The organism is Novosphingobium sp. APW14, from assembly GCF_032337075.1.
GTDB lineage: Bacteria > Pseudomonadota > Alphaproteobacteria > Sphingomonadales > Sphingomonadaceae > Novosphingobium.
In genome coordinates this window covers 272,863-286,914 of sequence record NZ_JAVYAB010000002.1, presented here as the reverse complement: position 1 = coordinate 286,914, position 14,052 = coordinate 272,863, and the positions used below count along the sequence as shown (strand labels likewise).

General features: G+C 57.5%; 15 protein-coding genes and 1 tRNA gene. 6 read left to right on the top strand and 10 right to left on the bottom strand.

Annotated features, from left to right (window positions below; all coding sequences use genetic code 11):
• Window positions 1–88 precede the first annotated feature (88 nt).
• Window positions 89–2,362 carry a TonB-dependent receptor gene (locus RQP55_RS04060; RefSeq protein WP_315608903.1) on the bottom strand — a complete coding sequence of 758 codons (2,274 nt, stop codon included), beginning with the start codon at window positions 2,360–2,362 and terminating at the stop codon, window positions 89–91.
• Window positions 2,363–2,717: 355 nt separating this feature from the next.
• Between RQP55_RS04060 and RQP55_RS04055 the strand changes: the two genes are divergently transcribed.
• Window positions 2,718–4,055, top strand: coding sequence for a hypothetical protein (locus RQP55_RS04055; protein ID WP_315608902.1), 1,338 nt, complete (start codon window positions 2,718–2,720; stop codon window positions 4,053–4,055).
• 8 nt (window positions 4,056–4,063) lie between these two features.
• Here RQP55_RS04055 and RQP55_RS04050 read toward each other — a convergent pair whose 3' ends face one another.
• Entirely contained in the window at window positions 4,064–4,369 is a 306-nt protein-coding gene (locus tag RQP55_RS04050; protein WP_315608901.1) for a DUF6626 family protein, read from the bottom strand.
• 74 nt (window positions 4,370–4,443) lie between these two features.
• Between RQP55_RS04050 and RQP55_RS04045 the strand changes: the two genes are divergently transcribed.
• Both RQP55_RS04045 and RQP55_RS04040 read left to right on the top strand, forming a co-directional pair.
• On the top strand, window positions 4,444–5,046 hold the full coding sequence (locus RQP55_RS04045) for a hypothetical protein (protein ID WP_315608900.1): 603 nt from the start codon (window positions 4,444–4,446) through the stop codon (window positions 5,044–5,046).
• A 240-nt stretch (window positions 5,047–5,286) separates the two neighbouring features.
• The gene (locus RQP55_RS04040) at window positions 5,287–5,859 is read left to right on the top strand and encodes a tyrosine-type recombinase/integrase (RefSeq protein ID WP_315608899.1); all 573 of its coding nucleotides are present in this window, start codon (window positions 5,287–5,289) and stop codon (window positions 5,857–5,859) included.
• A 4-nt stretch (window positions 5,860–5,863) separates the two neighbouring features.
• Here the strand turns inward: RQP55_RS04040 and RQP55_RS04035 are convergent, their stop codons facing one another.
• From RQP55_RS04035 to RQP55_RS04005, 7 genes are all read right to left on the bottom strand, one after another.
• Entirely contained in the window at window positions 5,864–6,295 is a 432-nt protein-coding gene (locus RQP55_RS04035) for a hypothetical protein (RefSeq protein ID WP_315608898.1), read from the bottom strand.
• 220 nt (window positions 6,296–6,515) lie between these two features.
• A complete protein-coding gene (locus tag RQP55_RS04030; protein WP_315608897.1) occupies window positions 6,516–6,854 on the bottom strand; it encodes an exonuclease domain-containing protein in 339 nt (112 codons plus the stop codon).
• Complete coding sequence (locus tag RQP55_RS04025; RefSeq protein ID WP_315608896.1) at window positions 6,851–7,276, bottom strand: hypothetical protein; 426 nt, start codon at window positions 7,274–7,276, stop codon at window positions 6,851–6,853. Before RQP55_RS04025 ends, RQP55_RS04030 begins: the two co-directional genes overlap by 4 nt.
• 266 nt (window positions 7,277–7,542) lie before the next feature.
• Window positions 7,543–7,618 (bottom strand) — tRNA-Lys (locus RQP55_RS04020).
• 26 nt (window positions 7,619–7,644) lie between these two features.
• Entirely contained in the window at window positions 7,645–8,139 is a 495-nt protein-coding gene (folK, locus tag RQP55_RS04015) for a 2-amino-4-hydroxy-6-hydroxymethyldihydropteridine diphosphokinase (RefSeq protein ID WP_315608895.1), read from the bottom strand.
• 3 nt (window positions 8,140–8,142) lie between these two features.
• Window positions 8,143–8,994 (bottom strand): N-carbamoylputrescine amidase, encoded by an 852-nt coding sequence (gene aguB / locus RQP55_RS04010; RefSeq protein WP_315608894.1) that lies wholly within the window; start codon window positions 8,992–8,994, stop codon window positions 8,143–8,145.
• Between the two features lie 49 nt (window positions 8,995–9,043).
• Window positions 9,044–9,895 (bottom strand): methyltransferase, encoded by an 852-nt coding sequence (locus tag RQP55_RS04005; protein ID WP_315608893.1) that lies wholly within the window; start codon window positions 9,893–9,895, stop codon window positions 9,044–9,046.
• Between the two features lie 113 nt (window positions 9,896–10,008).
• On the opposite strand from RQP55_RS04005, the gene msrA reads away from it, so the two are divergent.
• Window positions 10,009–10,539 carry a peptide-methionine (S)-S-oxide reductase MsrA gene (gene msrA, locus RQP55_RS04000; protein ID WP_315608892.1) on the top strand — a complete coding sequence of 177 codons (531 nt, stop codon included), beginning with the start codon at window positions 10,009–10,011 and terminating at the stop codon, window positions 10,537–10,539.
• On the opposite strand, the gene RQP55_RS03995 is transcribed toward msrA, so the two are convergent.
• A complete protein-coding gene (locus tag RQP55_RS03995) occupies window positions 10,536–11,765 on the bottom strand; it encodes an RsmB/NOP family class I SAM-dependent RNA methyltransferase (protein WP_315608891.1) in 1,230 nt (409 codons plus the stop codon). The two genes, msrA and RQP55_RS03995, sit on opposite strands and share 4 nt — an antisense overlap.
• Before the next feature lie 47 nt (window positions 11,766–11,812).
• Here RQP55_RS03995 and RQP55_RS03990 point away from each other — a divergent pair, with 47 nt between their 5' ends.
• Together RQP55_RS03990 and ftsH are read left to right on the top strand one after the other, a co-directional pair.
• Window positions 11,813–11,980, top strand: a complete 168-nt coding sequence (locus RQP55_RS03990; protein WP_315608890.1) for a DUF1674 domain-containing protein — start codon at window positions 11,813–11,815, stop codon at window positions 11,978–11,980.
• 126 nt (window positions 11,981–12,106) lie between these two features.
• Window positions 12,107–14,044, top strand: a complete 1,938-nt coding sequence (gene ftsH, locus RQP55_RS03985; protein ID WP_315608889.1) for an ATP-dependent zinc metalloprotease FtsH — start codon at window positions 12,107–12,109, stop codon at window positions 14,042–14,044.
• Window positions 14,045–14,052: the final 8 nt, after the last annotated feature.

Below are 14,052 nucleotides of genomic sequence, written 5' to 3'. Positions count from 1 at the left end.
GGCTTGCCGCACTTGCTGCCAGTCGCAAAGTTCAAAAGAGGGGCGGGACAAGGTTTGTCCCGCCCTAGGTCAGGGAACCCAGTCCGGATCAGAACCCGGCTTTCAGCGTGACGAAAAATTGCTGGGGCGCGCCCACCAACAAGGTCTGGCGATCGCCGCTGTTGCCGGTGCCGCCAGAATTGATGGTGCCAAGGTACTGCTTGTCGAACAGGTTGGTGGCATTGAGCTGGACTTCGATCCCGTCGGTCACGCGGTAGCCGATCGACGCATCGACGATAGCCCTGCCCGGCACCGACTGGTCATTTGTGTAAGTGAAGTAACGCTTCGACATGTAGTTCACGCCAATGCGGCCAAAGACTGGTCCCTGGTCATAGGTCAGTTCGCCGCGCAGCAAATGCTTGGGCGCATCCACGACAGTCTTGTCCTTGATCGCTGCCAGCAACGTACCAGAAAGGTTGAGGACATCGTTGCGGTAAGTCGCATCAGTGTAGCTGTATGAAGCGAAAAGGCCGAACCCGCTGCCCAGCTTCAGGTCGCCGACCGCCTCGAAGCCAACTGACCGGACTGCACCAACGTTTTGCAGCACCGAGGGGCTGCCGACGATGCTCGGACCGCTAGCCGCAGAAAGCAGACGGTTCTTGAAGTTCACCAGGTAGACGCCGACCACCCCGTTGAACATCGGGCTGTTGTAACGTGCGCCCAGTTCATAAGTGTCCGAGGTTTCCGGCTTCAGAGTGCCAACGATCGCATTGAAGCCGGTCTGGTTGGTCGAGAACGGACCAGTGGTCGTGGCAGAGGCGAACGAGCGGGTGGCCTGCGTGAAGCCCGCGAAGAGTTCGGTGTTGCCGCCGAGCGACAGGTTCGCACCGACATGCGGCTGGAACCAGTCGGTAACGTCGATCTTGCCCTGCGGGAAGCTCGCCGCCACCACCGCAGTGGCCTGGTTGCTGACCTTGAAGCCCTTCCAGCCGAGGTTGATCTTCAACTGGCCCAAATCGACCCGGTCTTCGACGAAATACTGCAGTGTCTCGGTGTCGAAATCGAACTCCCACTGCGTAAAGAACGGGTTCTTCGGATACTGGCGGAACGACCGACCCGGATTGGTCCGGCTTTCAAGACCATAGAAGCGGCGTGCCTGGTTGAAGCTGTTGGTCTCATACCAACCGCCAACCGACAGCTTATTCATTCCGGCGTCCCAGTCGACCCGGCCAAACAGGCCGCCGCGATCGATCTTGTACTCGGTCGTACGGATAGAGATCGGCGTGCCATTGGGGCTTGGCACATAGGGTGTCGCCCAAAGTCCCATGCCCTTGTTATGGTGATAGTAGGCGCGCAGCGCGACCTTTACATCTTCGCCGACCCGGCTCTTGAAGCCCAGCGCCGCGACGGTGTCCCGTCGCAGGCCAGAGGCATCATAATATGCATCGTCAACCGAGGTGTAGTTACCCGGATAGACCGTGCCTGCAGCGGCATTCGAAATTGGCGCCCCGGTATCGCCACGGTTATTGCCGACGTCCGCCAAGCGGATCGCCAACGCATAGTCGGGATAGGTGTTGTCGGACCCATAGCCCAGCCGCGCCAGCATCCCGAGCGACATGTCCTGATAGTCCTGCTCACGCCGGTCGGAGAAGCTGAACCAGCCATCGAGCGCCGCTTCACCCAGCGGCAACACTACCTTCGCATTGACCATATGCTGGTCCTGCTGGCCATTACCCTTGTACTTGTCGGTTGAGCCGTAACCGTACGAGACAAAGCCGCGCAGGCCGTTTGCGCTGCCAGCATTCAGGCGCACAAAGCCGCGGATCGTGCTATCGCTGCCATAGGTAGCGTTTGCCTGAACCGCGAGGCGATCGAGTGGATCCATCGAGAAGGTTTCGACCGTCCCGCCAAGGTTGTTGGTCGATTGCGTGCCGAGCGATCCGGAACCCTGCGTCACCCGGACGGTGCCAATGTTCTCCGGGCTGACCACGCGGCTGATGTGCAGTCCGTTGTGGTTGCCGTAGCTCATGTCACCAAGCGGAATGCCGTCGAAGTTGAAGCCCAGCTGGTTCTGGTTGAAGCTGCGGATCGTGACGCGTGTCGACCACTCGTAGTTGCCAAAAGCGTCAGCCGATTGAACGTTTACACTAGGCAGCTTTTCGATCGCACGGATCGGACTGGTGCCGGGAAGTAGCACTGCAATATCGCGAGCGCCAACTTCCTGGACCTGCTTGGTTTCACCCTGCCCGAAGACGACGATTTCAGTCTCGCCTGCTGCGTCAGCCATAGTAGCAGTGTTCGCATCCACCTCAACCTCCTCGGCCCAGGCAGCGTGCGAGAGCAAAGCAGTTGAAGCTAGGAGAACAGAAATCAGATTACGCATGATACCCCCATCTAGGTTTGTTCGGGGGCGGATTAGGCGGAGAGTATTACACGCCGATGGTATTAACTTGATGCTAAATCTACAGTCGCCTGACAGAGAAACTGCAAACCGCCCAAAGGCGCAGGGCCATATCAGGGATGTGATGCCTATCTGATGCCCAGAAAAGAAGAATGGTCAGCAGCGCTACACCACACCGACATTCAAGTATCTGAAAAATATGGTGAGCCCTGCTGGGTTCGAACCAGCGACCTACTGATTAAAAGCTAGGCTTTCCTATTTCATTTACAATGTGATACATAGGTGTGTAATACAGATGTGTATTAATAACTTCTAGCGATTTCAGTGAGTTGGACTGATGGTGACGCAGAAATCTCGACACTCACTTGATGGTCCAGTTGTCACAATAAGACGCGGTGTTGCGATCTACAAAAAGCTCTCAAGCTCATACTGGTATGCGAGAGTTTGGGATGCTCGGAACAAGCGAAATGTGGTTCGCTCAACCAAAGAGACAGGCAAGATCGCAGCAAGGCAGTTTGCTGAAGATCTGGCTATTGAGATTCTGGGCGGAAAATCTCAGCCGCCGAAGCAATACACATTCAAGCACTACGCTCAGCGGTTGATCGCTATCAGCAGAACGATGGTCGAGCTGGGACAGCGTAATGCGAACTATGTGAACACGATCATCACATTCCTGGAGAACAAGGAATGGGGTCTTCAAAAGCAGTTTCAGCACAGGGATGTGCGTGAGCTACGCACAAAGGACTTCGCTGACTTTCTCGACAAGCTCGCCAAAGATCGACCCGATCTTTCAGAGTCCACTCGCAATATGCTGACCGCGACCTTTCGCAATGTGCTGAAGGTTGCGGTGCGAGACGGAACAATAGATTCTGTCCCAGCGACACCGCGTGATCGTCAACGAGACAATCCTCGAGCCTACCTACCCTTCTATCCGCTCGTTGACCGTAAACAGTGCGCTTACACAAAGGTTCGCAACACTGTTCGCACTCTAGTCAAAGAGCATCGTGAGTTCATCAAGAACGCTGAAAAGCTGAACAAACCCAAGACGATCTATGACGCGAAAAAGCTACGCATCGTGCCCATCACGAGTGAGCTTGGTGATTTGATCGTGTTCGCTGTGAACACATTTGTGCGCCCAACCACCACCGAACTTTATGCACTCAAGCACGAGAACATCACCATAGCAGACAATCCCCGTCGTTTGCTTGTGACGGTGAAGAAGGGAAAGACTGGCTTTCGCATTGCAAGTTCAATGGAGAACGCTGTCGATGTTTACGAACGCATTCGTCAGCGCAATCCCGATGCTAAACCCAGCGATTATCTCTTCTTCCCATCCTACACGAACCGAAACACAGTTCGAGATATCGTCCAGCGACAGTTTGGGCTCGTTCTGCAGAGAGCTGGTATTCAAAACGATCCAGTCGCAGGACTCAAATATTCAGTTTACTCGCTGCGGCATACAGCGATCTGTATGCGGATCATTCTTGGCGGCGGTAAGGTCGATATCTACACGCTGGCAAAGAACGCTGGCACAAGTGTCGAGCAGATAGAACGCTTCTACGCCAAGCATCTGCCCATCAGCGCAGAGCTTGCCCGCAACCTTCATCACTTTGAGCGTGAGTTGACGAGGGAGCTTAAGAAGGATGCAGTCCAGGTAGATGAAGCTGGCTCTTGAGTTGAAGCTTACGCAGCTAGATCGAACTCGACACTCTCAGCATCGACCAAAGCGCGGCACTTGCTGCTCATCGCTGCCATCTGCTCTGCTAACTGACGATAGCGAGGGCTTTGTCGCAACTGCTCAGCAGCGCACATCAATCTACTCGCACATATTGCGACGGCGCCAAGACTGGGTTCAGTTCGTGCTGAGCGCAGCTTTCGAACATAGCTCTCCGAAGCACCAAGCCAGTGCTCACTAAACTCGCTTTCTGTAGCAGTGATACCTTTGCTCTTTAGAAAGCTAAAGATCTCAAACAAAACATCTTTTTTCATCGTTACTCTCTCACATTGATAAATACAGATCAGGAGCAAGTGACTTGCTCACTCTATTTATCTGGGAAAAGAGAATGGTCGAAAAATCGTTGGTAAGACTAAACTGGGCGAAGTGGGCTTCGTCTTACGACTGGAATGTTTGCGGGACACTGAACTTCGCAGTTGGACGCAAGGTCGGACTTGAAGAAGCTGAAAGACGCTGGTCTCGGTTCTGGGGTAAGTTAGATCGTATCTGCTATGGGCAGTCACGCAATCATCAGCAGAGGATCTCGCGGTTCGTATACACGCACACAGGCAGCAACGGCGACAATGTTCACTCGCACTTTCTTACTCGAACTGACGGCGACACCAGAGAGTTCTGTATACTGCTAAACGCACTTTGGGTTGGCTTAGACGGCGCGGGAGCAGCAGTTGCTGAGCAGAACGAGGTGCTGCCGATCTTCAGTAAGCAAAGAGCTTCCTGGTATCTGCTTCACGAGGATCAAGATGGTGGGATGAATGGCTTCAATGCGAAGCTTACGCATCTGAATGAGCAAGAACCTAAGGCGCGAAAGACTGCGCTGATTGATTTGCGATCAGCAGCAGATCGCTTCCAGCACATCTCAGATGCGGCGACTGCTTATGACCAGCAAGTCGCACGGGCTGAGCAGCGATACATCAGACGCAAAGCAAACTAACCAGACAGCAGTGCTGCGGTGAAATGGTGCGTCCTATGGACAAGACAATGTGCTGAGTGATCTGAGCGCAAGTCTTCATAATACCCAAAAGACAGACACATTAAGAAAGAGTCGAAAGTTTCTCAAAGCGACATAGGTCATTGGAAACAAAGAAAGTGACTTAAGGAGTTTTCTGGTAGGACCAAGCGACTGATTAATTTATATTTCTGTAATAGTAAATATTAATCGGACACAGGTAAAATGGCTAAGGCAAAGGTTCTCAGCAAGGAAGAGATCAAGCGTGTGATGCGTATCGCTGACACAGGCAGAAACGGTCTGCGGGATCGTGTCGCACTGTCACTCAGCATACTCGCTGGAATGCGTATCGGTGAGATCGCAGCACTAAAGATCGATGATGTGCGCGGCATTGATGGCAACGCAGTCAGCGTCATTCATCTCGCCAAGCATCAAACCAAAGGCAATCGATCACGACGAGTGTTCGTCAGTGACGAGCTTCGAAAGCTGCTGACCAGTTATCTTGCGACGATCAGCGGTCTCGACGGGAGCAAGGCTCTCATTCGCAGCACTCGTACTGGAGTACACTTCAGCAATGTGTCGCTGAGCTTGCGACTGAAAGCGATTTATCTCGCTGCTGGCATATCTACGAGCAGTCACAGCGGTCGACGCACATTCGCAACGCAGAAGAATGCGCTAGGGATCGGAATGCGGACAATTCAGCATCTGCTCGGTCACGCTAACATCGCAACAACGGCACTCTACTGCGATGTTAGCGATGAGCAGATGTTAAATGCTGTGAATATGTCCAATATGTAAACACCTACGGACAGAACAGCGTGAAGTTTACAAAGTCAGGCTCAAATTTTCTTGTAAAAAACCGATCCTTAAGGATGGGCGTTTCTGTTCTTGTGCGCACAGAACATCCCTGCTTCGATACCGAGAGCCTATATGCGCTATCAATCGGGACACTTACCAGGCACGGTGTCTTACATCGCAGTCTTCTAAAACTATTAGGCTTGAACTTAACACTATATTCTAAAACAACATCAGCACCAATGGGGTCGCTTTTAACAGTGAAATCTCTTTTTGCGAGTTTTGTGCCCAAAATCGATGTGTCTGGATCGTATTCTCCAAACTTTTCAGAAGTTGGGGTCTCAACAACCTGCTCTTGCGCAATAGCTGCATCAGGAAAAATTCGCAAGCACGACAAAGTCACTACGGCAAGTCCGCAAACTCTACGGAATTTCTTCATTATTGACCCCACATCTTGCAAAATTCTTCCCCCATAAAATCGAAGTTTATTCCACTTTCTGAAAACTCAGACCCATATATCAATCTATGACTTTTGCCTTTTGGCAAATTTTCTAGCAACTGGCTCTCAGCCATCTCTGCGCTTACTGCAGAGACAGCATACATAGACCAACTTGGCTCTTCGAATGAATCTGAATGCGTCGATACCAGAAAAATATGTTTCAAAACTTTTCCACCAATCCTGCCACGAACCCCATAAACTCATCAAACACGATAGCACTCGACCTACAGCGATCAAGCTGCTCATTCGTTATTCCCAAAATGCGCTCTGCTTCTGCTGACAACGGTCTCGAAGGTTTTGCCCACTCGTCAAACTCGTCGTCCTCGTCCCAACGATTAACCGCACGATAGCGTATGATCTCACCCTTCTCTGGAGTGAGTGCGCTCGTTTCAAGATCGATGACCAGTTCACGCTTCAGTCCAAGAGTGCCAAGCGTCATCAGTTCCAAGCCGCCCTCGATATAGAGCTCGAACAGACTGTCGTGTAGCTCACGATTCACGATGCGATTGCCTTCGCCGTCTTGCGAAACGCAACATCATCGTTCTGCGCCCCATAGACCTTCCCCAACAATGCTCGACGCTGATCAGCCATCGATGCGTCAGCTTGATTAATCCCTTGCTGTATCCGTGACAGCCCCTGTGAGCGTCCCTCAGCGTCTTTCCCATAACCAGAGCTATCAGCACTGTTCTGCTTGTCGCTTTGCTGCTTAGGAGCTTTCGCTGGACTCGATTTCGGCGGTTTCGCTTTGCGTGAACGATGCTGCTTTGCCAGTGCCGTGTTTCTATCAGCCAGAACCGTCGTCAACTGACCAGCTGCACCCAGCAACAACGCAATGTCAGCCTTTAGCTGTTCGCTATCGATCTCATCGACCTGCTGAGCCAGCCATATCATCAATCGTGTGAACTCTTTTCGTGCCTCCATACACTCGCTCCTTCGAGTGTATTTATCTCGTGTGAGCGAGACACACTTTGGCGCTGGTTCGCAGAAAAGTGTCTAGTTCAAGGCACTTTCGCAGCATCGAACCGATGCTAACTTAAAAGTTTTAAGTTAGCCAACCAGCAGTGATCATCGATGATTCTCCATCATTTCAAACGCTTATAGAGTTGTGTATTACTGTGTATTACTTTTTTCACAGGTAAAGTGAGAGCGGTGGCGCACTCTCAGATCTTTGTTTTTATGTGAAAAAATGGTGAGCCCTGCTGGGTTCGAACCAGCGACCTACTGATTAAAAGTCAGTTGCTCTACCGACTGAGCTAAGGGCCCCTGCCGTGCTTGCGGACGGGAGGCGCTCACCTAGGCATCGGGCGGCGGCGGGTCAAGCGGGCCGTAAGGTGGCGCAGCGAAAGATTGGTAACCGGATCGCGCCAGCGTGCCGCCACGCCCAGTGCCGGGATCAGCACAAAGTCGCGCTCGCGGAATGCGGCATGTGGTATGGTCAAGCCCGGCGAAGACCAGGGCCCGCCGCTCCACAGCACCAAATCGAGATCAAGCACGCGCGATGACCAGCGCTGACCGCCGCTGCGGCGACCAAAATCTTGTTCGATGGCTTTTAGCAGGCCCAGCAGCTCTTTAGGATCGAGTTCGGCGGCAACCAGCGCTGCGCTGTTTGCATAGCGGCGCAGCGATGGGCCGAGCGGCGCGCTGGCCAGAATTGGTGCGACCGCTTCAACGGTCAGGCCCGCATCGGACATCGCCCGAAGTGCGGCGCGTAGCACTTGCGGCGGCCGGCCATGGCGATGGTGGCGCTTGTTCGATCCCAACGCGATCAGATAGCGCTGGCACAAGGGTCAGATATCCTGCGCAATCCGGCCGTAAAGCTGCGGGCGGCGATCGCGGAAAAAGCCCATGCCGGCGCGGTGCTTTGCAGCGCGCGTCAGGTGGAGCTGGTGGACCAGCACGCCGGCCTCATCCGCGCCGAATTCCTGAACCAGATCACCCCACTCGTCCGTGATGAACGAATGGCCGTAAAACCGCTGGCCATCCTCGGTCCCGATGCGGTTGGCCGCGACCACCGGCATGCAGTTCGACACGGCATGGCCCTGCATCGCGCGGCGCCACATCCGGCTGGTATCCAGATCGGCGTCATAGGGTTCAGTGCCGATTGCGGTGGGATAAAGCAGCACTTCGGCACCCAGCAGCGCCATCACGCGGGCCGTTTCCGGGTACCACTGATCCCAGCAGATGCCGAGGCCAAGCTTGTGCCCGAAGGCGTTCCAGACCTTGAACCCGTCATTGCCGGGGCGGAAGTAGTACTTCTCTTCATAGCCCGGGCCGTCGGGGATGTGGCTCTTGCGGTAAGTGCCCTGGATTGCGCCATCGGGATCGATCCAGGCCATGGTGTTGTAATAGTGGTGCCCATCGCGTTCAAAGAAGCTGGTCGGGATCGCCACCTTCAGCTTCGCGGCCAGCGCCTGCATGGCGATGACCGAGGGATGCTCCGCAGTTGGGCGGGCAAGCGCAAAGAGCGCCTCATCTTCTACCTTGCAGAAATAGGGTCCGGAAAAGAGCTCGGGCGGGAGGATCACCTGCGCCCCCTGCCCAGCCGCCGCCTCAACCAGCGCAGCGACCGCGGCGATGTTTTCGGCCTCGTCGGATGAACCGAGCGGCAATTGCAGGGCGGCGACAGTAAGCATGCTCATGCCACCGCCCCTAGCATCCCCCGCGCTTGCGGAAAAGCAGCGCCGATAACTACACCCGCTTGCGGAAAAGCAGGGTCATCCGGTCACTCTCCCCGATCGCTTGAAGCCGGGCCTTGCTCTCTTCCGTGGCGCCGCGCAGCACCGGCGGCAGGGTCCAGACCCCGCCCTCCCAGTTCGCCGGGTCCCGCTTGTTGGCATTGGCCTCGCTCTTGCCGACAAAGGTGAAGCCATTGACCTCCATGAACTTGATCACGTCAGCCTCACGCAGGTAGCCCTTGCTGCCATCGCTATAGCTGAACGGCGCATCGGGCTTGGCGCGGTGCTGTTCGATCCCGATCATGCCATCGGGCTTGAGCAGGTCACGCATCGCTTTGATCTCGCGGTCGGCGATGTTCCAGCGCAGCAGGTTGTGCATCATCCGCATCACCAGGATCCGGTCAAAGGTGCCTTTTTCGCTATCCGGGATCTTTTCAAGCGTCATGGCGCTGAACCGGTCAGCCGGCAGGCCCGAGGCGGCGGCTACGTCGGCCGGATACTTGGTCGCGCCATCGCGGATGCCTTGCTGGCTCTTTTCGTTGAACGCGCCAGAGGTGGGATCGAAATAGAGCCCAACCAGTTTGCCCTTCGGGCCAAGGTAAAGGCCGAGCAGGCGCGAATACCATTCGCCGCCCGGTGCATATTCGCCCACCTTCATATCGGGTGCGACCTGGAAGAATTCGAGCGTCTCGGCCGGACGGCGATACTTATCGCGGGCGCGGTCCTTGTCGCGCAGCGGGCTGGCAACCGCAGCGGCGATATCGGCCTTGGCCGCCTTGGCCAGCGGCGTGGTCGATTGCGCCACGGAAGCAGCAGCCGGGAGGGCAAGGGTAAGGGCGGAAAGCAGCAAGGCAGCACGGCGCATGGGGGGAACTCCTCTCCTCGGGAATGGTGCGATCAAGTTAGGGGCCTAAGGTCAGATGACAAGGCGGACCATCGTCCCTATCTCCGACGCCAACAGAGAAAGGCACGACTGGCATGGCTGAGGCAATTTTCGCAGGCGGATGTTTCTGGTGCACCGAAGCGGTGTTCCGCTCGATCGCGGGGGTTTCGGCGGTCGAAAGCGGCTATATTGGCGGGACCGTTCCCCATCCGACCTACAAGCACGTCTGCACGGGCGAGACCGGCCATGCCGAGGCAATCAAGCTGACGTTCGATCCCGCCGTTGTGTCTTTTGCAGACCTGTTGGACATCCACATGGGCACCCACGATCCGACGCAGCTCAATCGTCAGGGCAATGACATTGGCACCCAGTATCGCACCGCGCTGTTCCCGCTGGACGACGAACAGCGCGCCGAATGCGAAGCCGGAATTGCGCGATGGAATGCCGGTCATCCGGGGGAAAAGGCCGTAACCACGATCGAAGGCCCGGCGGAATGGTATCCGGCTGAGGACTATCATCAGGAATACTGGCAGGGCGAAGGCCAGCGGAACCCCTACTGCCTGGCCGTAATCCCGCCCAAGCTGGCCAAGCTGCAAAAGGGCTTTGCCGAAAAGCTGAAAGGCTAAGCGCGCCAGCGGGCGATGAAGAACCCGTCGATCCCGCCCGCTTCGGCCAGCATGCCCGGATCGGTGCGCAGCCAGCCTTCACCGGTCGGCATCAGGCCGCCGGGCAATTCGCTGGCGAGGATGGGATCGGGTGTCAGCGCAACACTGACCGCCTGATCCTCTCCCTCTTCGCGCTCCAGCGAGCAGGTGGCATAGACCAGTTGCCCGCCCGGCTTGATCCAGCGCTGCACGCGTTCCAGCAAGCCTGCCTGCAATTCAGCCAGCTCCGCAATCTGGCGCGGGCCGATGCGGTGGAGTACGTCCGGGTGGCGGCGGCAGGTGCCGGTTGCCGTGCAGGGTGCATCCAGCAACACGGCATCGAACTGCGCCTCTGGCTCCCATTGCAAGGCATCGGCCTGAACCAGCGTTGCGGCCAGCCCCGTCCGGTTCAGGTTTTCCTGCATCCGTTGCAACCGCTTGGCACCGGCATCAAGCGCGGTCACGGCCCAGCCCGCCGCCGCCAGCTGCATTGTCTTGCCCCCGGGCGCAGCGCAGAGATCAAGCACCTGGCGCCCATTGCCCGAGCCCAGCAGCCGCGCCGGCAGGCTGGCGGCGAGATCCTGCACCCACCAGGCCCCATCCTTGAATCCTGCAAGGTGTTCTACCGCCGTGCCGCGTGCCAGCCGGACATGGCCCGGCATCAGGCTGGAGCCGCCCAGCCGCTCGGCCCATTCAGCGGTCGCTCCATGATCGCGCAGCGAAAGGTCAAGTGGTGGTGGCACGGCCAGGCCGCTGGCAACGGCCAGTGCCCGTTCGCCCCATCGACCTTGCACCGGCCCGGGCAGCGTGGGCACCGCCGGCAGGCGTACCTCGCGCTTGACCAGCGTTGAGAACACGCCGTGGGCCAGTCGCCGGGGGCCACCCGCCAGCAACGGCAGCCCGGTGGCAATGACCGCGTGCGGCGGGGTTTCCAGCCGCAACCAGCCGGCCAGCATCAGGCGCAGCGCCATGCGCGGCTTGGCATCGTCCGGCAGGACCTGTCGGGTGGCGCTATCGATTAGCGCGTCGAGATCGACCAGCCAGCGCAGCGCCTCTCCGGCGAGGGCCCGGGCCAGTGCCCGATCGGCATCGCCACGGATGCCTTGAAGGGCGGGTTGCGCCGCCTGATCCAGCGTTTCGCCCCGGCGCAACACCGCATCGAGCAACTTGAGCGCAGCCTTGCGCGCGGGGAGGCCGGGAATATCCATCGATGCAGCCCCTAGACGTAGCCGCCCGCAATAGCCAGATAGGGGACATGACCAAGCGAGCCACCCAGCGTCCTCAGCCCTTCGCCAAGCCCGCGCACTGGAGCGACGCGCCTGCGCCCAAGCCCCAGGCTGCCCAACCAGAGGAAGACCCGGCCGGCCTCTCTCCAACGCGCTATGGCGATTGGGAGCGGAACGGGATTGCGATCGACTTCTGACTGGCCGGCCGGCCGCGCAGATTTCAGAAATCGGCAACCTGCCGCAAACTGCCGTCCGCAAGCCGCCGCAAACTTGCGCTTAAGCTTCGCGCGCCTACATAGGTTGGACGAAAGGATGCGATACGCATGAACGACGACCAGCCGAGCGGTAACCCCTGGATCAAGACCATGCTGGTGTGGGGCGGAATTTTCCTTGCCCTGCTGCTGGTGGTCACCATGCTCGGCTCGCGCGGAGACAGCGCCGGGCCGGCCATCGGTTATTCCGATTTTCGGGGGCGGGTGTCTGAAGGCTCGATCGAAAGCGTCCAGATCAGTGAAGCCAAGATTGTTGGCAAGTTTAAGAACGGCGGCACCTTCTCCACCGTCCCCGTACCCAACGACCCGACACTGCAGCCGCTGCTGCAGGAAAATGGTGTGAAGTACGAAGGCAAGGCAGCTGAAGAAGGCAACCTGCTGGTCTACATTCTTGTCCAAACGCTGCCCTTCCTGCTGATCCTCGGCATTGCCTTTTTCGCGCTGCGCCAAGTCCAGAAGGGCGGTGGCGGCGGAGCGATGGGCTTTGGCAAGTCCAAGGCCAAACTGCTGACCGAACGCCAAGGCCGCGTGACATTTGCTGACGTGGCCGGGATCGACGAGGCGCGTGAAGAGTTGGAGGAGATCGTAGAATTTCTGCGCGATCCGCAACGCTTCTCTAAGCTGGGCGGGCAGATTCCCAAAGGCGCGCTGCTGGTCGGTTCGCCCGGTACCGGCAAGACCCTGCTGGCCCGTGCAATCGCCGGCGAGGCGGGCGTGCCCTTCTTCACCATTTCGGGTTCTGACTTTGTCGAAATGTTCGTCGGCGTTGGCGCCAGCCGCGTGCGCGACATGTTTGAGCAGGCCAAGAAAAATGCCCCCTGCATCGTCTTTATTGACGAAATTGACGCGGTTGGCCGTCACCGCGGCCATGGCATGGGCAACTCCAACGACGAACGCGAGCAGACCCTGAACCAACTGCTCGTCGAGATGGACGGGTTTGAGGCCAACGAAGGCATCATCATCATCGCCGCAACCAACCGGCCGGACGTACTTGACCCCGCGCTGCTGCGGCCAGGACGGTTTGACCGCCAGGTTGTGGTGCCGGTGCCCGATGTTGATGGTCGCGAGCAGATTCTGGCCGTTCACATGAAAAAGGTGCCGCTGGCGCCCGACGTTAACCCGCGCACCATTGCGCGCGGAACGCCCGGTTTCTCCGGCGCCGATCTGGCCAACCTGGTTAACGAGGCTGCTCTGCTGGCCGCACGCCGCAACAAGCGACTGGTGGCCATGCAGGAATTTGAAGACGCCAAGGACAAGGTCATGATGGGCGCGGAACGCCGCTCGATGGTGATGACCGAGGATGAAAAACGGATGACCGCCTATCACGAGGCCGGCCATGCCATCGTCTCGGTCAAGGAACCGGCCAGCGATCCGATCCACAAAGCTACGATCATTCCGCGCGGCCGGGCCCTTGGGATGGTGATGCGCCTGCCAGAACGTGACAGCTATTCCTATCACCGCGACAAGATGCACGCGAACCTTTCGGTCGCAATGGGTGGTCGCGTCGCTGAAGAGCTGATCTTCGGGCACGACAAGGTGAGCTCAGGCGCAAGCTCCGACATCCAATATGCTACCGGGTTGGCCCGCAGCATGGTCACCAAGTGGGGCATGTCAGACAAGCTGGGGCCACTGCAATATGAAGAGCAGTACGAAGGCTATCTCGGAGCGGGTGGCGCACAGCGCACTTTTGCCTCGAACGAAACCAACAAGCTGATCGACAGCGAAATCAAGGGCCTCGTCGAAGGCGCACACAAGCGCGCGACCGACATCCTCAAAACCCATGAGGACAAGCTGCACCTGCTGGCGAATGCCCTGCTCGAATACGAAACGCTGACCGGCGATGAGATCAACCAGCTGATGGACACCGGCAAGCTGGACCGGCCCGATCGCCCAAGCGGCCCAACCGCTCCGGCGCCAATCAAGGGTTCGGCCATTCCCAAGGCGGGCAAGCGCTTTTCAAGCGGCGACACGGCTGCCCAGGGCGCCTGACCGATTGC

Coding starts and splice junctions, on each gene's coding strand:
- RQP55_RS04060 (WP_315608903.1), bottom strand. CDS start 2,362: ATGCGTAATCTGATTTCTGTTCTCCTAGCTTCAACTGCTTTGCTCTCG.
- RQP55_RS04055 (WP_315608902.1), top strand. CDS start 2,718: ATGGTGACGCAGAAATCTCGACACTCACTTGATGGTCCAGTTGTCACA.
- RQP55_RS04050 (WP_315608901.1), bottom strand. CDS start 4,369: ATGAAAAAAGATGTTTTGTTTGAGATCTTTAGCTTTCTAAAGAGCAAA.
- RQP55_RS04045 (WP_315608900.1), top strand. CDS start 4,444: ATGGTCGAAAAATCGTTGGTAAGACTAAACTGGGCGAAGTGGGCTTCG.
- RQP55_RS04040 (WP_315608899.1), top strand. CDS start 5,287: ATGGCTAAGGCAAAGGTTCTCAGCAAGGAAGAGATCAAGCGTGTGATG.
- RQP55_RS04035 (WP_315608898.1), bottom strand. CDS start 6,295: ATGAAGAAATTCCGTAGAGTTTGCGGACTTGCCGTAGTGACTTTGTCG.
- RQP55_RS04025 (WP_315608896.1), bottom strand. CDS start 7,276: ATGGAGGCACGAAAAGAGTTCACACGATTGATGATATGGCTGGCTCAG.
- aguB (WP_315608894.1), bottom strand. CDS start 8,994: ATGAGCATGCTTACTGTCGCCGCCCTGCAATTGCCGCTCGGTTCATCC.
- RQP55_RS04005 (WP_315608893.1), bottom strand. CDS start 9,895: ATGCGCCGTGCTGCCTTGCTGCTTTCCGCCCTTACCCTTGCCCTCCCG.
- msrA (WP_315608892.1), top strand. CDS start 10,009: ATGGCTGAGGCAATTTTCGCAGGCGGATGTTTCTGGTGCACCGAAGCG.
- RQP55_RS03995 (WP_315608891.1), bottom strand. CDS start 11,765: ATGGATATTCCCGGCCTCCCCGCGCGCAAGGCTGCGCTCAAGTTGCTC.
- RQP55_RS03990 (WP_315608890.1), top strand. CDS start 11,813: ATGACCAAGCGAGCCACCCAGCGTCCTCAGCCCTTCGCCAAGCCCGCG.
- ftsH (WP_315608889.1), top strand. CDS start 12,107: ATGAACGACGACCAGCCGAGCGGTAACCCCTGGATCAAGACCATGCTG.